Genomic DNA, 20,866 nt, shown 5'->3' with positions numbered 1-20,866 from the left:
TTGCAAAAGCACTTGAAGTAAACATTCAGGAACTATTTTTAATTATGGAAAATAAAACTAATACTTTAAAAGCAGTAGACTTTTTTTGTGGCGGCGGCGGTATGAGTTATGGAATGTTAGAGGCAGGTATAAATGTTCTAGCAGGAATTGATAATGAAGAAAATTGTAGAAGGACCTATGATGCAAATATTGGTGAAAATAAGTTTATTAATGCTGATGTTTTTAATCTAAAGGAAGATGAGCTTGAAGCAAAATTAAATTTAAATAAGAATGATGATGATTTAATTTTGATTGGTTGCAGTCCTTGTCAATTTTGGAGTATCATAAATACTAACAGAAATAAATCTACAAAATCCGCAAATCTTTTAATTGAATTCGCAAGATTTGTAAAATACTTTAATCCAGGATATGTCGTAGTAGAAAATGTCCCAGGTGTTCTTAGAAAGAAAAATGAAAGTGGTTTAGAAGATTTTATAATTTGGTTAGAGAAAAACAACTATGTAGTTCATTTTGAAGTTCATAATGTCTCTGATTACGGAGTTCCACAAAGTAGAAAAAGATTCACCCTAATCGCAAATCGAGTAACTACAGAAAAGATAAATCCAATAAAGAAAGAAGGAAAAAAAGTTACTGTTAGAGATGTTATAGGAGAATCAAATGGTTTTGCTAAAATTAATGATGGCCATAAAGACAATACAGAATTTATTCATACAGTTCCAACTGTCTCTAAACTCAATAAAAGGAGATTAGAGAAAATTAAAAAAGACGGCGGTGACAGACTTGGTTTTGCAAATGATCCAGAATTACAGTTGCCATGTTTTATAGGAAAAGATCACTGGTTCAAAGATACTTTCGGTCGTTTATGGTGGGACAAACCCTCACCTACAATAACTACAAAGTTTTTCAGTATATCAAACGGTCGTTTTGCACATCCCGAAGAAAACAGAGCTTTATCTTTACGTGAAGGAGCAACATTACAGTCATTTCCAAAAAATTACAAATTTCACGGTTCAAGTACTGCTGCTATTGCCAGATTAATTGGTAATGCAGTTCCTCCAAAATACGCAAAATGTATTGGAGAATCAATAACAAAAAATCATCTAAATGGCAAAATTTAGAGCAAAAGCAAGAGCTGTAGAATTATTAGGTAAGGGACAAATTGCAGATCTACCTACTGCAATTTCAGAATTATGGAAAAACGGTTATGATGCTTATGCAAAAAACCTAATTTGTAAACTATTCTTAGATACTTATAAAGATAATGAAAAACCAATTTTTTTACTTTCTGATGATGGCTTCGGGATGTCTGAAATCGATATTGACAACAAATGGTTTGTCTTAGGAACAGATTCTAAAGCAAGAAATCAAAAAATACAGGAAGAATTTGGATTAAATAGAAGAACTCCTATGGGAGAAAAAGGTATTGGTCGACTTTCAGTATCTTTTTTAGGATCACAAATGTTAATGATTTCAAAGAAAAAAGGAGAAAAGGCAAATGCTTTATTAATGGATTGGAGAATTTTAGATAATTATGATTTTTTTCTCGAAGATTTAAATATACCTATGTTCTCTTTTAATAGTGTAGATTCATTTAAAGCCAATATTGAAAAAGCCAATATCGAATTTGAATTAAATTTAGAAGAAAATAAATGGAAAGAACAAATTAAGCTCAGAAGTAAAATTCTTGAAGATTGGAAAACTTTAAAAATTCCTAATTTTATTAATGATGAAATTGTTCAGGTTTTTTGCGAAGATGAGTACCATGGAACTTCTTTTTTAATTTTCACACCCCACGAACAACTATTAGAACTTTCCGATAAGGATAGAATTACTTTACAAAAAGACAATTCTCTAACTTATTTAAGAGCCTCTTTGAGTGGGCTACACAATGACCTAAAAGACAAAAATAAAGATTTCACAACAAACTTTCTAATTTATGACGCTACAGGAAAATATGATTTAATCGATGATTTTTTCACAAAGGAAGAAATGCGTGATGCAGATCATTGGCTTAATGGTGAGTTTGATGAAAATGGTTTTTTTAGTGGAGAAATTAAAGTCTTTAACAAAAGAGAAAAATATATTTTCAAACCAAACAGACCACCCGGAAAAACGGCATATGGCCCTTTTAGTATTGAATGGGGATCATTTGAAGGAGAACAAAGAAGCTCCACTTTAAATTCAGAAGAATATACAATAATTAATAAAAAATTAGAAGCTTTTGGCGGATTGTATATTTATCGTGATGATTTTAGAGTTCTACCTTACGGCAGAACAGAACATGACTTTCTAGAATTTGAAAAGAGAAGATCCTTAAGCGCTGGTACTTATTTCTTTAGCCATAGAAGATTCATTGGTTATATAGATCTTCAGAGAGAAAAAAACCCAAATCTAATAGACAAAGCGGGAAGGGAAGGTTTTATTCAAAACAAAGCGTATAGAGAATTTAAAGAAGATTTGATTGAATTTTTTACTGATATCGCAAAACGTTACATGCGTGCTGGAAAAGATGAGAAATTTGACACATTTAGAGAGAATCAGCTGGGCGAAATTAACGCTAAGCATCTAAAGCAACAACAAGCTGCTAAAAAGAAAAATTCAAAAACAAAAAAAGCATTTCTCGAAAATTTAAAAAACAACACTTCTGTAATTGATAATTTAGGTATTGAAATTGAAAACCTAGAAATAGAATTGAGAGATGAAATTTCTAAGATTGAGATCAATTACAACAATTATAATGGTTTACTTGAAAAATTAGACCTAAAAAAAAGTGAATTACGAAGTATTAAAATCCAAAAGCCTCAGGGAGCAAAAATAACAAATAGACAAGAGCAAGAATATTTAGATTATCAAAAAAAATATTACGCTACAGATTCTAAAGTTCAAACATGTATAGAATTAGTTGACAAAACTAGAGATAGAATTAATGTCGAAAACCTAAAGCTAGAATACAATGATAAATTTCGCTCTCACATCAGGTATTTAGAGAAGCAATTTTCTAATTTTCAATCTATATCAAAAGATTCTTTTAATAGAATCGACCGATTATTAATTGAAGAAAAAGAATCTCAAATAAATTCATTTGTACAACAATCGGAATCTTATAAATTAATTGACTCTGATAAAAAAAATGACATTTCATCAAAAATTATTAGTCTTAATATTTTAATTGATGAACAGAAAAAAACAATTGAAAATTCATTTGAAGGATTTATTAAACATATCTCAAATTTACAAATTGATGTTGATGATGATTTTCTTAGAGGCTGGTATGAAGAACAAAATGAAAAACTTGAAGCTAAATTAGAAGATTATGAAGAATTAGCACAACTTGGAATGTCTATCGAAATAATAGATCACCAATTTAATGTTATGTATTCTCAAATGAACGATGCAGTCAATGAAATTGAAAAATATTCTAAAAGAAATCTAGGTATTGAATATAGTTTTAAACAACTAAAAAGTGCTTTCCAGCATTTAGAAGGAAACTATAAACTATTAAAGCCTTTATATAGAACAAGTAGAAGAACTAAAGAAATCATATCTGGGTTTCAAATTCAAAAATATGTACAGGAATTTTTTGAAAATGAATTTAAAAGATATAGAATTGATTTTGAAATTGATGATGCATTTAAAGAATATGAATTTTTCTCATATGACTCAATTGTAAAGCCTACGTTCCTTAATATTATAAACAACGCAAATTACTGGCTTATTCCATCTTCTGAAAGAAAGATAAAAATAGAACTTATTAATGAAGAAATACGAATTATGAATTCAGGTGAAAAAATAGATGATTCACAACTTGAAGATATTTTCAGTTTATTCTATACTAGAAAAAGAGATGGAAGAGGAATAGGTTTATACCTTGCCAAAAAAAATTTAAATGCTATAGGTTATGATATATATGCAACGAATGATAAAGACTATAACAAACTTAAAGGAGCATGTTTTGTTATTTCTAAATCTAAATAATATTGAAAATATGATGAAAAATATAGATCCGTCAAATGAAAAAAAAAATATAGAACCAGTTGCTCAAATGGCTTCAGTATCTCATAATTTCAGTGTAGTAGCTAATAGAGTTATCAAAAATTCAATTAGAAGCGCTATCTGTATTGATGATAATTATTTAGCACCATATGCCGATAAAAATCAACAATTTAATGAGGAAGACCCTAAAAAATTATATCATTCTTTTAGAAAGAACGGAAATTGCGATCTTGATATATATCAATTTGAAAATATTGAAAAATGGGCTGAATATGATTACATGACACATAATAAAGATCTAATGGTATTAGATTGGGAATTGGATCAAACAGGAATAAAATATGAAAGCACTTTAAAAATTCTTGATAAAATAATTCCAACAAAAAGGATTCCATTTATTGTAATATACACACATACTGAAGATCTAAATTCAGTATCAAAGGTTTTATGTCAAAAGTATAATCATTTTTCCGAAAATGATTATAATACTTTGGTGAATTCTTTAAAAGAAAAACTTAAAAATCTCTCGGACGAAGCTGAAGATATAGAACACTTTTTAGAAGAAGAGGAAGAATCATTTTATACTTTTTTTAAGTTTTACAGCAAGCGACAGGAAACTTTGAATGATATATTTAAAAATTTATCTTCTTTTTTACAATATGAAGATGTTAGAAAATTAGAAAATAAAGTACATAATATATTCAAAGAAAAATATAATACAAAAACACCTATAGAATCTTTATTAATCATGTCTCAAATCATATTAAGCAATAAGATTAAAGATGATTCTTATCGAACAAAAAACATCCGAATAGAAATAGAGAAAGATTGTTTTTTGATTAACGGGGTTATTGTATTAATTATACATAAGAAAAATGACTCCGATGGAGTTAATCCTGAAGATCTATTTAGCGTATTTAGTGAAGTCCTTTCATCAAATCCGCATAGTATTATAAATTTATTAGGACTAGAACTTAAGGACAAGCTAAGAGAAGATTTTTCTATGATTGGAACAAAATTTAATATGATTAATAAAAAAGCGTTTCTTTATCATGCTAACAATTATAAAATTAAAAATGGTGATGATTTTATTTTTGATAAAATTTCATTTCAAAACTTTGTTATTCAATCTTGGATGAATGAACTTACTCAATATAATTTAGATTTAGAACTCGAGTCGACTAATCTTTTAGAAGATTTATTAGAAGAAATTGATGTTGATATTGATTTGCAAGAAAAACTTGTACAATATGCATCTATGGTTTCGTGTGTTAACCTCGATAAACGCAAAAGTAAAAAATTAATTTTTGGAGACATTTTTAAATCTAACGGTAAATATTATTTATGCATAACTCCTCTTTGTGATTGTTTGAATCCTAGCAAAATTAATAATCAATTTTATTTTGTTACTGGTGAAAAAGTAAATAATAAAACATCATTGGAAGAAGCTGAAAAAGGCTATTATTCATTTCTAAAAAACGATGATAATTATATTGCCATTGAATGGAAATGCAAACCATTTACTTCTTACATCTCTGATGATAAAAATAATATAGAAAATATCAACTTAAGCTATATGGGGGAAGATAAAAACTTAATCCATTGTACTATTCTTAAAGAAAACTACACCCAGAGAATTGCAAATCAATCATTTGGATATGGCTACAGAGTTGGTGTTGATTTTCCTCATCTTAAATCATAATTCCCAATATTAGTTAAAAACAACTTCTTACAATCAGAAAGTCCATTATAATCTATTATTTTATAAAAATAATTTTTAATTATGTTTAGTATTCCAGTGAGAGATAGATTTTGATTTTTTTGAAAAATAATAAATGAAAGCACTAGAATCTTCTTTAGACAAAGAATTAAATACTTTAGACTCTCTTTTAGACAAAACTATTAGTATAGATGCATTGATAGATTTCGTTAGAACTCTAGACTTTGTTTATATAATATCCTATCCTGATAAAATCAAATGGGATATGTATATGAATTATGGATTTCCTCTTATCTTATTTAAAGCATATCAAAAGTTAGATTTAAATATTGATTCAATCCCCCTAAAATATGTAGAGCAACACCAAATCGATTACTGTTTCAATAATTTAAAATATTATGGACAGTATAGATGTGTTGAGAGATATTTGCAAATGTCGTATCTTAATTTAGTTGCAATCTCAACAATTGATCCTAATAATCATTTTGTTGAAGTCGATATCAAAACCGGTATGGCCGATAGATATGAACTTCTAAAAATAGAACAGTTTTTCGAAATGATGAAAGGAGTCGTTAAAGAAAGACAAAAACATATTACACAGCGTACAAAACGTATACAAAACCAGTTCAGAAAAAAAATATATTTAACAACTCATAAACTGTTAGGGTATGATACAAATCCTGAAATTGATAAATTTTACAGTGACAAAGGCTTTATAAGATTAGTTACTTCTCAAATTTATGATGATTTCGACGAAAATTTTGAATTCGGAAAAATACCTTATAGACAACATTTAAATATCATTGAGGAACTAATGGGAGTAGCATTAAAACATATTGATGCGTGTGTATATCTGTCAAAAAAAGAATCTCTAAATCCAATTAATTTATTTTCAGGATGTTTTTCCATGGAAGAAATGGCCATTAGTTACTCGAATTACTTAGACATTCCACTAAAAAATGTTACAGAGATTTTTGACCTTTTAACTATAACGAAAGATAATATTGATATTTATCTTAAAACCGATAAAGCTTTTTCGCCTCCATTTATCAAAATTGGTAATAAACATGTAATGCGTTCACTTAAAGGTATCCTCCATCATCCCGTGCAATTTTTACATAAATCACTGCAAAATAAATATCCTAATGAATATCAAAAAGGATTACTTGAACGCGAAGCTTTATTTAGAGATCAACTCTATTCATTATTTCAAGATCAAAGAATAATAAAAATTGATCGTAGCGTAAGAATTAAATTAAAAGCTGCAGGAATAGAAACAGATATTGACGCCGTGTTATTTGATACGAAAACGCAAAATCTAGCTTTAATTCAATTAAAATGGCAAGACAAATATTCAACAGATCTTAAAGAAAGAAACTCCAAAGCAAATAATTTTTATAACAAAGCAAACGAATGGGTTGAAAAAATGATCCGTTGGCAAGAATTAACATCTCAAAAACAAATCTTGAATGCTCTTGGTATAATTGATTACGGTTCTTTTAATGAATGTTATATATTTGTAATCGGTAGATATAATACACATTTTCCAGAAAAGACTCCAGACAAAAGGGCTACTTGGGGTTCTTGGTATCACATTTTTGATTTAAATTGGAGATTTAAAACAGATTTCGATGATCCAATAAGAGAATTACAGTTTAAACTACAATTTGATTCACCGCTAAACAAAAAATCTAAAATTCCTGACGAAGAAATCAATTTACGTACTTTTAATATGAAGTTTAAACAAAAAGTCGTTCTCTATAATATTACTTAATTTAAATTTCTCCCATCTCAAATTTAATGCTTCTTTACTCGGTCTTTTATCTTCAAATATTAATTGTAAATATTTGTTTTCCAAAACTTGATAACCATCTTTTTTAATGGTCTCACTCAAATATATTCTTAATTCATTCGGTTCAATCCCAATCAAATCTAAATCAAAAAGAGTATGAATATCGGTTCTAAGCAGCAAACCATTTGTAGCATGATTATCTTTTTCACCTTTGTAAGGATTAATATGAGCTGCTTCTAATATATCGAGTATTTCGCAACCTGTAACAACGCATTTATTACCGTACATTTCCCTTACTGCATCTCTAAATTTCTTTTGACCTCTTCGCTGCACAATAGACTGATATACTTTTGCTCTTTCATCATTTTCACTTGGAACATAATCATCAGATAAAATTTCACTTAAATAATTTTCAGAATCTTCTGCATCCGGATAGCTCAACTCTGATTTTAATTGTTGAAGTTCAGCTGGAAAATAATCTTCAAAAAAAGATTCAGATAAACTTTGCATCGACATATTTCTGTTGTAGTTTTTATGAAAATATGGTCTTAGTTTATTTACCGGAACTTTTATATTTGGAAGAATAAAAGTATTACTATAAAAAGCTTCATATCTTACAACTTCGATAGTTTCTGAAATAGGGGCTTCAAATTCATGCCCTTGATTGCATCTATATTTTGGTAACTTTGTTTTCCTTTCTTCATAATTTGTGTTTCCACAAACTGGGCATCTTCTTCTGTCTTTAGTAGAATTATATAAAATGATCCTTGATATTTTAGCTAATCCTAAAACTTCTTTTTTATTTACAATTGCGACAATATCACCAGTTTTAATTTGCTTATGATTTGGAACAAAATCATCATAAACATATTTACTTTTAAATTCATCTGCATAACCGTCATTACTTTTGTATGACTGTTCTTCATCTGAAACTGATTTTAAAGCCCAATACGATGTGGTATTTTCTTTCTTAGGCATTTGTTTGTTTTAAGTAAAAATAAGTTTTATATTTTTATCTCTGTTGATTATCTTTATAACATGGACAAATTAACTCCAGAACAAAGATCCAAAAACATGAAAGCTGTTCGAAGCACAAACACCAAAGAAGAAGTTCGTTTGGCAAAAGCATTATGGAATCTAGGTTACAGATATAGAAAAAACAATAAAACAGTTTTTGGCAAACCGGACATTACTTTCAAACAATTAAAAATTGCCGTTTTTGTAGATTCAGAATTCTTCCACGGAAAAAACTGGGAAACTTGTAAAAAACCACAAACCAATCCTGAATTCTGGATCAAAAAAATCGAACGAAATATGCAAAGAGATATAGAAGTCAATGCCTATTTAGAATCTCAAAACTGGAAGATTCTTCGTTTCTGGAGTAATGATATCAAAAAGAATTTGGATTCGTGTATTCTTGAAATTGAAAAAGCAATACACGAAAAACAAATCAAAAAATAAAAAAAGCCACTTCTACAGTGGCTTTTCCATTAAATATCAAAATCTTAACTATTCAACATCCAAATAAGGATTTAAAATCTCGGCTAATTCATTAAGCCAGAAGTAACCTTCTTCAACTGATTTTTGATCGATTTGCAGCGTTTCGCATTCTCGCATTAACGACATCGCGAGAAGGTAATTTACTCTTCGAATTGCTTTTGCGAAACTTTCGGGGTCAGTTGCCTGGTTGAAAAATTCGTTTAACCGTAATTCTGTTTCTTTTGAAAGGGAGTTTACACTCATAATCTTAAAGTTTAGGGAAATATAAAACCCGAACGGGTTAGCTGTCCTACGCCTTTAAGAGCGTTGCAGTTGTTTCCAATACCGCCAGCATACCGCACGGGCAAAAGTTTTGTCAAGTTCATAATCTTAAAGTTTAGGACTGCAAAGATACCAAAAAACGTGGGGTTTCGGCATTGATTGAAAAAGTTAATTCTTAGTTTATTTGCTTATTGTTGCATGGGCTTCTCCCGTCCCGAAACTTCGGGATCGAGGACGCTCAGCCTGACAATATTGTGAAACTTCCAATTCAAGCAGGCGGAAAAATCACAAATAAAAAAAATCTGTTTTTATCCGCGTTTTCACGAAGTGAATCCGTTAAATCTGCGTTCCATAATAACATTTCGACATCTGTCAAGTCTAACAAAAAATACGATCAATTTTTCGCAAAAAAATTTCATAATGTTTTATTAACTCACTTGGCTTTTCAACCTAAATAAAATAGCTTTGAGAATAATCATTAAATATAAACCAATATGAAGATTCAAATCAATACCGACAAAAACATTGAAGGACACGAAAGATTAGCCGCTTATTTTTCTGAAGAATTAGAAAAAGGCTTAACTCGTTTTGAAGAAAAAATAACCCGCGTTGAAGTACATTTCGGAGATGAAAACGGAGAGAAATTCAGCCTTAACGATAAAAAATGTGTAATCGAAGTGCGTACTGCAAAATTACAGCCCTTAACGGTTACAGAACACGCCGATACTATAGAAAAAGCCTTTAGCGGCGCTTTGGCAAAAGCAAAAAAATCATTGACTACTACTTTCGAAAAAATGAAAGAACACTAAATATGTCCTGAACGTTTTTTTTAACCATATAAGCTATATAAGTTCATATAAAGTTTGTGGTTATATAACAAGCCGGTAAATTTTTAAACCATATAAGTAAATCATATGAGTTCATTTAATTTAGTAGCGCATAACGCAAAACTAATTTGAACTTATATGACTTACATATATGGTTTGTTTTTTTTATATAGCAGGCTTAACACAAAACTAACCTGAACTTTAATTTTTTATTCCGCAAAGCTTACCACAAAGTTTATATGAACTTATATAACTTATATGGTAAAAAAAATTAAGATTTTGGCAGAGGCGCTCCTACTGCGATATCGCAACGGTGTCCGGGTTGTCCGTGAGCCGGATTCATTCCTTCGGCTACAGTTGGGGTTTCGGTACTTAATAAAGCCGGAACATTATTGTTTGCTGGCGGTGTAACGGTAAAACTTTGCGAAGTGCTTCCGCTTTGAGCTGTATTTGTTGTCGTTTGTTTTGCTGCAACTGGCGAATTTAAAGGTGATCCAACCGGAATATCACATCTGTGTCCGGGTTGTCCGTGCGACGGATTCATTCCCTTTCCTACTTTTACAGGTGCTGCAGTTGTTGTTGTAGTCGTAACCATCTTTTGTTGCTGAGTCGGGTTTACCTGAACGGTTTGCGTTGGCTGAGCCGTTGCCGTTTGCCCTTGCGTTGGAGCCGAATTTAATGGCGCGCCAACAGCAATATCACATCTATGTCCGGGTTGTCCATGTGCAGGATTTAGTCCGGCATTAGAACTCAAAACGGTATTTGGATTCGTTTGAACCGGAGTTTGAACAACCGAATTTACTTTTGTGGTATCCTTCATCAATCCTAATTTTACTAATTCTGATGTTGGTGTATTTTCCTGAGGTTCTAATTCTTTTTTGCAAGAAGTAAAAAGTATTGAAGTAAGAACTAACGAACTGATAAGTATTTTTGAATTCATGATTGTAGATTTTAAAAGCCCTCAAATATAGTGGTTTTTGACGTTTCACCATATAAGTTATATAAGATAATTTAAGTTTGTGTTTTGTGTTTAATCTCGCAAAGTCGCAGAAGCGCAAAGTTTTTGTTTCACGCAGATTATGCAGATTTGAGCAGATTTTTTTTAATTAAAATCATTTGCAAAAAAATCTGCGCATATCTGCTTAAATCTTTTTAAAATCTGCGTGAAATAATTTACAGCAAAAAACTTTGCGCTTCTGCGACTTTGCGAGATTATTATAATATTTGCTAACTTTAACCAAAACAAACTTTATATGAAAAAATCAATCCTGCTTCTATTATTCGTTACCGCTTTTACAAATGCGCAAAACGTTGAAAAAGACAAAATCAATCAAACACTAGACGCCTGGCACAAAGCCGCTGCCGATGTAAAATTCGACGCTTATTTTTCTGCTTTAAGCGAAGATGCGATTTATATAGGTACTGATGCAACAGAAAACTGGACCAAAAAAGAATTTCAGGTTTGGGCAAAACCATTTTTCGACAAAGGAACAACGTGGAATTTTACGGCTCTTGAACGTCATATCTTTTTTGATAATTCGGGAAAAATTGCCTGGTTTGATGAATTGTTAAATACACAAATGAAAATCTGTCGCGGATCTGGTGTTTTAGTAAAAGTGGGGAAAGAATGGAAAATTCAGCATTATATTTTATCCATGACAATTCCGAATGATGAAGTTGACGCTGTAACTAAAATAAAATCTCCGGTTGAAGATGTTTTAATTGACAAGCTTAAGAAAAAATAAACAATTTTAGCGTTTCTTATTATAATCCTAACTTTTCTAGCGTTTTACAAAACCCAATATCAAATTAATTATAATATAATTGACAATTTTAGTTGTAAATTAGAAGTTCAAAATAAGATTGTCTCAAAAAAAGAGATCGAATTTTACAAAATCAACTAAAATAAACATCAAGCCTCTATTTTTTGAGCCCTAAAAATCTAAATATTGATTTTTTTTTAACTTTGACCCCAAAAAAAATAGGGTTCAATAAAGTATTTGAAAAATGAAAATAGAAAAACGCTGGGTCATCTCCTTTATTATTATAAGTATTGTTTGTATTACAGGTGCATTTTGGCCAACAGTTACCGAAAATAGCTATGTAGCATCAGAATTTGGAACAACAGATCATATAGTTCCTGCCGATGTTGCCTGGATGTTAACTTCGTGCTGTCTGGTTTTAATTATGACGCCGGGGTTATCCTTTTTTTATGGCGGAATGGTAGGTCGAAAAAATGTGATTTCGACCATGTTGCAAAGTTTCATTTGTTTGGGCGTTGTTACGCTTTTATGGGTTGTAGTTGCTTTTAGTCTGGCTTTTGGAGAACCCGTTGGTTTTGGGTCCGGAGATCATTTTTATAGTTTCTTCGGGAACCCGACAACTTTTGCTTTTATGGATTATGTGGGAGTTTTGCCTCATAAACAATTGGCAAACACGATTCCGTTTATGTTATTTGCATTGTTCCAAATGAAATTCGCGATTATTGCTCCGGCCATTATTACGGGTTCGTTTGCAGAACGCGTTCGATTTATCTCTTATTTACTTTTCATTAGTTTATTCACGATTTTCATATATGCGCCTTTGTGCCACTCTGTTTGGTATCCAACAGGCGTTTTAGGAAGTTATTTTGGCGTAAAAGATTTCGCCGGAGGAACGGTAGTGCACATGAGTTCAGGATTTGCTGCTTTGGCAGGAGTTCTCGTTTTAGGAAAAAGAAAAAACAGCGATCATATACCAACCAATATTCCGTTTGTATTATTAGGAACCGGAATGTTATGGTTTGGATGGTTTGGTTTCAACGCCGGATCTGCGCTTGCCGCGAATGGAACGGCAGCAATGGCTTTTGCTACAACAACAACTTCATCGGCTGCAGCCATGTTAACGTGGGTTTTCTTTGATCGAATGAACGGCAGAAAAGTTTCGGCTCTTGGCGCTTGTATTGGTGCTGTTGTTGGTCTTGTTGCCATAACGCCTGCTGCAGGTTTTGTATCGGTTCCGGAAAGTATGTTTTTCGGATTCGTCACAGCTTTGGTTTCAAACTCAGTTGTAAATTGTCGTTTATCTAAAAGATTTGATGATACGCTTGACGTTTTTGCCTGTCACGGTGTTGGCGGAATTATGGGAATGATCTTAACTGCGATTTTCGCTCACGGTGAAGATGCGAGTTTACTTCACGGTGGCTGGAACGTATTTGCACATCATATGATGGCTTTAGTTTTGGTTTCGATATTTACTTTCTTTGGTGCTTATTTCTTGTTTAAAGTGACGAATTTCATTATTCCTCTTCGAGTTTCAGAAGAAAACGAACATATTGGATTGGATTTATCTCAACACGATGAAACACTCGATCCAAAATTGAAACCAATTACGGAAGCGCATTACGGGTAATCATATTTTATTCGCCACGAATTCACGAATTTTATTTACAGTATGGGCAAATTAAAAATTCGTGAATTCGTGGCTAAAATAAAAATATAGCGACTAAAAATTTTAAAAGCTAATTCAGCTATTTTCATTCGTTTATATTCCTTAATTTTGCCGAAAATTTTTGTACAAGTGGGAAGTAAAAATAAACTAAAAAGATTCAGAGAAAACGAAACATTTGAAAACGTTTTTCAACCAACAAGAGAAGAAGTTGTAGGCGATTTAATGCCTTTAAAAGGAAAATGGAATTCTGATTTCTTTAAAAATGACAATCCTTTAGTTTTAGAATTAGGATGTGGAAAAGGAGAATATTCTGTTGGTTTAGCAGAAAGATATCCAAACAAAAATTTTATCGGAATTGACATCAAAGGCGCGCGTTTCTGGAGAGGAGCCAAAACTGCCGTTGAAACCGGACTGCACAATGTTGCTTTTATTCGAACTCAAATCGAATTGATCGATCATATTTTCAACGAGAATGAAGTAGACGAAATCTGGATTACTTTTCCGGATCCGCAAATTAAATACAAGAGAACAAAACACAGAATGACAAATTCTGAATTTTTGAAATTGTATAAAAAAATCCTTAAAAAAGATGGTGTTGTAAACCTTAAAACCGACAGCGAATTTATGCACGGTTATACGCTGGGATTGCTTCACGGAGAAGGACATGAAGTTTTATATGCAAATCATAATGTGTACACAAATGAAGGAAGTCCGGAAGAAGTTACTGCTTTTCAAACATTTTATGAAAAACAATATTTAGAAATTAATAAGGCAATTACGTATATTCGCTTCAAAATTAAAGATTAATTTAATTTTGAAAACAAATTTACGAACATATTAAACAACTGAATGGCCTTACTTACTCCATTACTTTCAGGTTTTATTGCCGCTTTCATTGGAATTATTCCGCCTGGTTTGATTAACATGACGGCAGCCAAAATAAATTTGAAAGAAGGAAAAAAGAATGCCTTGTGGTTTGTTATTGGTGCTGTTTTAGTCATATTTTTTCAGGTTTTTGTAGCGGTTTTATTTGCGCAGGTAATTGATAACCGACCAGATGTTGTAACTTTATTACGCGAGGTTGGTTTTGTAATTTTTGCTTTTTTAACGATTTACTTTTTATTTCTTGCCAAAGAACCAAAAACCAAAAAAAAATCGAAGATTAAAAAAAGCAGTAAAAAAAGCCGTTTCTTTTTAGGAATGTTACTTTCGGGATTGAATTTTTTCCCGATTCCGTATTACGTTGTCGTGAGCATTACTTTGGCTTCGTACCATCTTTTTGTGTTTGAAAACAACATTATTTTTACTTTTGTTTTAGGATCTGTTTTAGGGTCTTTCGCAGCTCTTTACAGCTATGTTGCTTTCTTTGGAAGAATCGAGAAGAAAACCGATTATCTAATGCGCAACATGAATACTATTATTGGAAGCATTACAGGTTTAATTGCCGTCGTAACACTTTTTAATATTCTGAATTACTATTTCGGATAACTACAGATTAAAATTAAAAATTTAGGTTTTATAAAAATTGAACCATTAAGAGATTAAGAAAAATTAAGTTTCGCTTTGTAACTTCACTTTCTTAATTACCTTTTAGATAAAATTTAAGTTTCTACTTAATGAAATTTAATGTCTTAATGGTAAATAATTTAAACTTATGGCTGAGGATAATTTTTTTGAAAAAGTTTATGCGATTGCTAGACAAATTCCGTACGGAAAGGTTACTTCTTATGGCGCTATTGCAAAAGCTTTAGGAACCGCACGCTCTGCCCGAATGGTCGGCTGGGCCATGAACGCCTGCCATAATATGGACGATGTTCCTGCACATCGCGTTGTCAATAGAAAAGGACTTCTTACTGGGAAACATCATTTTGACGGAACCAATTTAATGCAGCAGCTTTTGGAAAACGAGGGCATTGAAGTTATCGATAATCAAATTATAGATTTTGAGAAACATTTTTGGCAGCCGGAAATTTCTACCATATAAGTAATATAAGTTCATTTTAAACAAGGTTTTCGTGTACGTGTTGTTTGTCATCCCGAGGAACGAGGGATCTCCACAAGTAGCTCGATAAAGATTGGCGATTTTGTTTGCGGAGTTTCTTGCGGAGTTTCTTGCGGAGTTTCTTGCGGAGATCCCTCGTTCCTCGGGATGACAAGATTGTGTTGAAACTTTGACAAAGGGTTAAATGAACTTATATCACTTATATGGTGAAAAAAATCAAATCAGGCAAATCACAAAACTCGTTTTATCTTCATCCGTTTGGTAGCTTAAATAACCTCCGTGTGCTTCGATGATGTTTTTAGAAAGCGTTAATCCAATTCCGGCGCCATCTTTTCTGGTGGTGAAAAATGGCAAAAATACCTTATCCCGAATTTCAGAATCGATTCCTTTTCCGTTGTCTGAGATTGTGATAAAAAAACGGTTGTTTTCTGTATAACTTGACAGAAACATTTTCTTTTCCTGTTTTTCTTTCAATGCATAAATACTGTTCGTAATCAAATTGATAATAACCTGTTCCATTTGGTTTTTATCAATTAAAATCGAACGCGAACTGTTGATATCATTTACCAATTCGATATTCTCAGCTTTTAAAATCGGATTCATGATTCGTAAACAATCTCCAAAAAGAGCATTTATTGGCGTCATTACTTTTGTTGGCGTTGGCAGCATGGCGAGTTTTCGGTAATTTTCGACAAAAACCTGCAAATGATCGCTTCGGTTTATGATAGTCGAAATACTGCTTTTAATATCGTCAAAATCATCTTCTTCGAGTTTTTCCTGATCGACAATCTGGAGTAAATTCTGCGAAAGCGCACGTATTGGCGTTAAGGAATTCATTAATTCGTGCGAAATAATCTTCATCAAATTGATCCAGGCTTCTTTTTCCTTTTTTTCAATTACACGCTGAATACTATCCAATAAAATGATGAAATATTCTTTGTTATAGGTTTTTGTAAGAGAGGTTTGCAAAATAAAAGTCTGCACATCCTGTTCTTCAATTTTAATCGAAATCGCCGATTTTAGTTCTGAAAATTCTGTTTTTTCAATTTCGCTGCAAAGCGATGGCAGATAATTTTTAAGGTATTTCCAATGACTCACTTTTGGAACTTTGAATAAATCTGAAAAACAATCGTTCATCAAAAAAATATTCCACTCTTCATTGTCTTTTTCGAGAATTAAAACGCCTGTTTCTATATTATTTAAAATCGATTGGTAAACAATTTCTTTTGATGTTTGTTCCTGTTGCTGCACTTTTAAACTTTCATATAAAAAATACATACTTTTAAAATTTTCGTTTTTATTTTCTTCCGGGAAATTGGTCGAAAAATCGTTTTGAAGCATCGAGAGCAATGTTCTGTCGTAAAAAAGCAATTGATTTTTGACATAAAAATACATTTCAAAAAGCATTACTAGGGCAAAAAGCCCAATCAAAATAGCATTGTAATAAAACATTTTATAAATTAAAAACACACAAATGAAAAAGAGAATCATAACAAATAAGATTCTCACAAACAAGGCGTTATAAAACTTCCAATTTTTCATATTTTATTTTTTATTGCCACAGATTAAAGGATTAAAAATAATTTCAAATAAAAAATCTGCTTAAATCTGCAAAATCTGCGTGAAAAACAAATTTTAAAAATCATTTCAATCCTTTAATCTGTGGCAAAAAACTATTATGTGTTTTTTAAATCGTATTTCTCAATTCTTCGATACAAAGCGGCTCTTGATAAACCTAGTTCTTCGGCGGTTTTGCTGATATTTCCGTGGTGTTTGAATAATGCTTTTTCGATGGCGGTTTTTTCCATTTCTGATAACGGATTTTCGTCGTTTTCCTGAATTTCTTCAAAATCAAGAATATCCAGATCCTGCACAGAAATCGTATTATTATCGGCCAAAATCAAAGCGCGTTCGATCTTATTTTCCATTTCGCGGATATTTCCTTTCCACGGATATTTTTCTAAATATGGCGCAACATTATCCTCAAAATGCCAATCGGTTTGATTGTATTTTTCAGCAATTTGCTCTAAGATAAAATCTGCCATTGGTACAATATCATCTTTTCGCTCACGCAATGACGGCAAATGAATTTCCATTGTATTAATTCGATACAACAAATCTTCACGAAAGGTTTTATTTTTTACCTCAGCTTTAATATCGCTGTTTGTTGCTGCAATAATGCGAACATTCAACGGTCTGGCTTTGCTTTCGCCCAAACGTGTTACGGTTTTGGTTTGTAAAACATGCAATAGTTTTGATTGCAAATGCAACGGAATATTTCCTATTTCATCCAAAAAAATAGTGCCGTTTTGTGCGGTTTCAAATCTTCCTGGTGTATCTGTTTTTGCATCTGTAAATGCGCCTTTGACATAACCAAAAAGTTCGCTTTCGAATAAATTATCACTCAAAGAACCCAAATCTACATGCACAAAAGGCTGATTTTTTCGTTCTGAATTTTGATGAATAAACTCCGAAAAAACATATTTTCCTGTTCCGTTTTCTCCCAAAATCAAAACATTGGCGTCTGTTCTGGCTACTTTTTCTGCCATAGAATAAGCTTGTTTTATTTTGGTGGAAGTTCCGGTAAAATAACGTTTTTCTGCTTTTTCAATTATTGTCTTCTTGGTATTCTTTCTGCTTTCGGCGACAGCCTTATCAATAGTTTCGAGTAATTTTTCGTTGTGCCACGGTTTTAAAACATAATCAAAAGCGCCAATTTTTATACCTTCAACTGCGGTATCAATTTTACCAAAAGCAGTCATTAAAATCACAATGGTTTGCGGCGAAAGTGTTTTTATTTCTTTTAGCCAATGAATTCCTTCGCGCCCGTCTTCAAAACCAATTCGGTAATTCATGTCTAACAAAACCACGTTTATTTCATTTTCATTTAAAATAGAAATAATCTTTTTGGGACTATTCGCTGTAAAAATGGTTTCAAAATGTTTTTTGAGAATCATTTTTGCCGAAAAAAGAATTTCTTCCTGATCGTCAACAACTAATATTTGGGCTTGTTTTTTTCGCATGTTGTCTTTTTTGTCCGATTTTGAACGGTCAACTGTTCATTATCGAACACTATTTTTTTGATTGTTTTTTAAAGCCTCTTTAAAATCAATGCTTTACAAATAATACTTTTTGTGGCACAATATTTCCCTATTGATTATCAGTAAATTATTTAAAAAATGGACAAGGTAATTCCTCGTAAAAATAGAAAATTTAGGTATCTGACAATAGCAATTGCTGTTTTTTTAGTTTTGGCTGTGATCGTCTTTTTTTCTTTTAGCACTAAAAGAAGTTTAAATGTAAAAGCAGAAGAACTTACGGTTCAAAAAATTGAAAAAGAATTTTTTGAAGATTTTGTGGTTTTTCAGGCCAAAGTAGAACCTTTGAATGTAATGCTTGTAAATGTTACAGAAGGTGGTTCTGTAAAAGAAATTTTTGTAGAAAATGGTGCCATGGTAACTAAAGGGCAATCGCTGGCTCGTTTGTATAATCCGAATACGGAACTGAATTATCTGACTCAGGAAACAGCTATTATCGAGCAAATCAACAACTTGAATACCGGAAAACTGAACATTAGAAATCAGGAACTGAACTTAACCAAAGACTGGGTTTTGATAGAACACGATTATAATGACGCCAAAAGATTGTACGACATGAACTCGAAATTGTTTGCTAAAGATGTGATTTCGAAAAATGACTGGAATACTTTTAAAGAAAGTTTACGTTTTCAGGAAGAACGCAAAAAAACGATTCAGCAAAGTATTCAAAAAGAAAAACAATCTAATCAATTGCAAATTTCTCAAATCAACCGTTCTATTCAGACAATGGAAATGAGTTTGGATATTTTGAGAAATAACAAAAAGAATTTTTTGATTACTGCTCCGGAATCTGGTCGATTAACATCATTTGAACCTGTTTTGGGAAAAACATTCCAGGCGGGAGAAAGCATCGGGAAAATCGACTCTAAACAAGGTTATAAACTGATAGCCGAAGTAGATGAATTTTATTTGGAAAAATTAAGAGAAGGCTTAAAAGGACAGGTAGAATTTAAAGGAAAAATACTTGAAGTTTTGGTTACTAAAGTAATTCCGGAAGTAAAAAGCGGTCATTTTACAGTAGAACTGGCTTTTACATCAAAAGAAAACATCACTTTGCAAGACGGACTTAGTTTTGGCGTAAAGTTGATTTTATCGGAGAAAAACAAAACGTTGGTTGTTCCTAAAGGAAGCTTTAATCAGGAAACCGCCGGAAAATGGATTTTTGTTGTAAAAGGCAATAAAGCGGAAAGAAGAAATATAAAATTAGGACGAGAAAATCCTTCGTATTATGAAATTCTTGAAGGTTTAAAAGAAGGCGAATCTGTGATTACTTCATCGTATTCTGATTATAAAGATATTGAAGAATTGTCGATTAGTAATACGCAGCAATAGTTTTCAGTCACAGGCACAATTCATAATTAATAATTCACAACTAACAATTAATAATACGTTTCAATCATCAATCAAAAAACAATAACATTAAAACCTTAAAAAATATGATAACCATTCAAAATTTAACCAAAGTTTTTAGAACTGAAGAAGTAGAAACTTCTGCTTTAAGCGGGATTTCTTTAGAAATTAAAAAAGGAGATTTTTTAACGATCATGGGGCCTTCAGGTTGTGGAAAATCTACTTTATTAAATATCATTGGGCTTCTTGACAGTGCTACTGACGGAAATTATAAATTATTAGACCAGGAAATGGTGGGTTTAAAAGAAAAAGGAAGAGCTAATGTTCGAAAAGAAAATATCGGATTCATTTTTCAGAATTTTAATCTAATCGATGAACTTTCTGTTTATGACAATATTGAATTGCCTTTGCTTTACAATAATGTAAAAGCATCTGACAGAAAACAAAAAATTGAAGCGATTGCTGAGAAACTGAATATTTCACACCGATTAAAACATTATCCGCAACAGCTTTCGGGAGGACAGCAACAACGTGTTGCGGTTGCAAGAGCTTTGGTAAACGACCCGAAAATTATTCTTGCCGATGAACCTACAGGAAATCTGGATAGTAAAAATGGTAATGAAGTAATGGAACTTTTAACGGATTTGCATGCTAAAGGTGCCACAATTTTGATGGTAACGCACTCTGATTATGATGCTTCGTTTTCGCAAAAAACAATTCATATGAAAGATGGTGTAATATTCTCTGAAAAACTAAACCAGAGAAATGTAGATGTTTTTATGGACGCTAAATAATTATAAAATGATCAAATTTATTGTAACCGCAATCGTAATTCTGGTGGGATTTGTTTGCAAAGTATTGTCAATTATCTAACTAACCGTTTCTAAAATAATA

At 31.6% G+C, this 20,866-nt stretch carries 18 protein-coding genes; 13 read left to right on the top strand and 5 right to left on the bottom strand.

The annotated features are described in order from the left end of the window. The first annotated feature begins 44 nt into the window (after positions 1-44). From RT99_RS03515 to RT99_RS03500, 4 genes are all read left to right on the top strand, one after another. Positions 45-1,118, top strand: coding sequence for a DNA cytosine methyltransferase (locus RT99_RS03515; protein WP_042563347.1), 1,074 nt, complete (start codon positions 45-47; stop codon positions 1,116-1,118). Next, positions 1,105-3,975 carry an ATP-binding protein gene (locus RT99_RS03510; protein ID WP_042563346.1) on the top strand — a complete coding sequence of 957 codons (2,871 nt, stop codon included), beginning with the start codon at positions 1,105-1,107 and terminating at the stop codon, positions 3,973-3,975. Before RT99_RS03515 ends, RT99_RS03510 begins: the two co-directional genes overlap by 14 nt. Positions 3,976-3,985: 10 nt before the next feature. Then, positions 3,986-5,695 (top strand): response regulator receiver domain, encoded by a 1,710-nt coding sequence (locus tag RT99_RS03505; protein WP_131494894.1) that lies wholly within the window; start codon positions 3,986-3,988, stop codon positions 5,693-5,695. Between the two features lie 133 nt (positions 5,696-5,828). Further along, positions 5,829-7,487 carry a hypothetical protein gene (locus RT99_RS03500; RefSeq protein WP_042563344.1) on the top strand — a complete coding sequence of 553 codons (1,659 nt, stop codon included), beginning with the start codon at positions 5,829-5,831 and terminating at the stop codon, positions 7,485-7,487. On the opposite strand, the gene RT99_RS24560 is transcribed toward RT99_RS03500, so the two are convergent. After that, positions 7,431-8,483: an HNH endonuclease gene (locus tag RT99_RS24560; protein WP_052483525.1), complete on the bottom strand. Its 1,053-nt coding sequence runs from the start codon at positions 8,481-8,483 to the stop codon at positions 7,431-7,433. The two genes, RT99_RS03500 and RT99_RS24560, sit on opposite strands and share 57 nt — an antisense overlap. A 60-nt stretch (positions 8,484-8,543) precedes the next feature. Between RT99_RS24560 and RT99_RS03490 the strand changes: the two genes are divergently transcribed. Further along, the gene (locus RT99_RS03490; RefSeq protein WP_042563417.1) at positions 8,544-8,966 is read left to right on the top strand and encodes a very short patch repair endonuclease; all 423 of its coding nucleotides are present in this window, start codon (positions 8,544-8,546) and stop codon (positions 8,964-8,966) included. Between the two features lie 48 nt (positions 8,967-9,014). Here the strand turns inward: RT99_RS03490 and RT99_RS03485 are convergent, their stop codons facing one another. Further along, positions 9,015-9,248, bottom strand: coding sequence for a hypothetical protein (locus tag RT99_RS03485; RefSeq protein WP_042563343.1), 234 nt, complete (start codon positions 9,246-9,248; stop codon positions 9,015-9,017). Positions 9,249-9,760: 512 nt separating this feature from the next. Between RT99_RS03485 and RT99_RS03480 the strand changes: the two genes are divergently transcribed. Beyond that, positions 9,761-10,075, top strand: a complete 315-nt coding sequence (locus RT99_RS03480) for an HPF/RaiA family ribosome-associated protein (protein WP_042563342.1) — start codon at positions 9,761-9,763, stop codon at positions 10,073-10,075. Between the two features lie 289 nt (positions 10,076-10,364). Here the strand turns inward: RT99_RS03480 and RT99_RS03475 are convergent, their stop codons facing one another. Further along, positions 10,365-11,033: a hypothetical protein gene (locus RT99_RS03475; RefSeq protein WP_042563341.1), complete on the bottom strand. Its 669-nt coding sequence runs from the start codon at positions 11,031-11,033 to the stop codon at positions 10,365-10,367. A gap of 313 nt (positions 11,034-11,346) precedes the next feature. On the opposite strand from RT99_RS03475, the gene RT99_RS03470 reads away from it, so the two are divergent. The 5 genes from RT99_RS03470 (at position 11,347) to RT99_RS03450 (ending at position 15,506) form a co-directional block, all read left to right on the top strand. Continuing rightward, positions 11,347-11,838, top strand: a complete 492-nt coding sequence (locus tag RT99_RS03470) for a nuclear transport factor 2 family protein (protein ID WP_042563340.1) — start codon at positions 11,347-11,349, stop codon at positions 11,836-11,838. Between the two features lie 262 nt (positions 11,839-12,100). Continuing rightward, positions 12,101-13,483 (top strand): ammonium transporter, encoded by a 1,383-nt coding sequence (locus RT99_RS03465; RefSeq protein WP_042563339.1) that lies wholly within the window; start codon positions 12,101-12,103, stop codon positions 13,481-13,483. Positions 13,484-13,651: 168 nt separating this feature from the next. After that, the gene (trmB, locus tag RT99_RS03460; protein ID WP_042563416.1) at positions 13,652-14,329 is read left to right on the top strand and encodes a tRNA (guanosine(46)-N7)-methyltransferase TrmB; all 678 of its coding nucleotides are present in this window, start codon (positions 13,652-13,654) and stop codon (positions 14,327-14,329) included. A 42-nt stretch (positions 14,330-14,371) separates the two neighbouring features. Next, complete coding sequence (locus RT99_RS03455; RefSeq protein WP_042563338.1) at positions 14,372-15,010, top strand: LysE family transporter; 639 nt, start codon at positions 14,372-14,374, stop codon at positions 15,008-15,010. 166 nt (positions 15,011-15,176) lie between these two features. Next, positions 15,177-15,506 carry an MGMT family protein gene (locus RT99_RS03450; protein ID WP_042563337.1) on the top strand — a complete coding sequence of 110 codons (330 nt, stop codon included), beginning with the start codon at positions 15,177-15,179 and terminating at the stop codon, positions 15,504-15,506. 234 nt (positions 15,507-15,740) lie between these two features. Here RT99_RS03450 and RT99_RS03445 read toward each other — a convergent pair whose 3' ends face one another. After that, positions 15,741-17,066, bottom strand: coding sequence for a PAS domain-containing sensor histidine kinase (locus RT99_RS03445; protein WP_042563336.1), 1,326 nt, complete (start codon positions 17,064-17,066; stop codon positions 15,741-15,743). Between the two features lie 134 nt (positions 17,067-17,200). Continuing rightward, entirely contained in the window at positions 17,201-18,547 is a 1,347-nt protein-coding gene (locus tag RT99_RS03440; protein ID WP_042563335.1) for a sigma-54 dependent transcriptional regulator, read from the bottom strand. Between the two features lie 156 nt (positions 18,548-18,703). Between RT99_RS03440 and RT99_RS03435 the strand changes: the two genes are divergently transcribed. After that, positions 18,704-19,954 (top strand): efflux RND transporter periplasmic adaptor subunit, encoded by a 1,251-nt coding sequence (locus RT99_RS03435; protein WP_042563334.1) that lies wholly within the window; start codon positions 18,704-18,706, stop codon positions 19,952-19,954. A 104-nt stretch (positions 19,955-20,058) separates the two neighbouring features. Next, positions 20,059-20,766 carry an ABC transporter ATP-binding protein gene (locus RT99_RS03430; protein WP_042563333.1) on the top strand — a complete coding sequence of 236 codons (708 nt, stop codon included), beginning with the start codon at positions 20,059-20,061 and terminating at the stop codon, positions 20,764-20,766. Positions 20,767-20,866: the final 100 nt, after the last annotated feature.

Origin of the sequence: Flavobacterium sp. MEB061 (assembly GCF_000834715.1) — a bacterium.
In the GTDB taxonomy this organism is placed as follows: domain Bacteria; phylum Bacteroidota; class Bacteroidia; order Flavobacteriales; family Flavobacteriaceae; genus Flavobacterium; species Flavobacterium pectinovorum.
The sequence above is the reverse complement of the archived record's forward strand: the minus strand, read 5'-3'. Positions and strand labels throughout refer to the sequence as shown.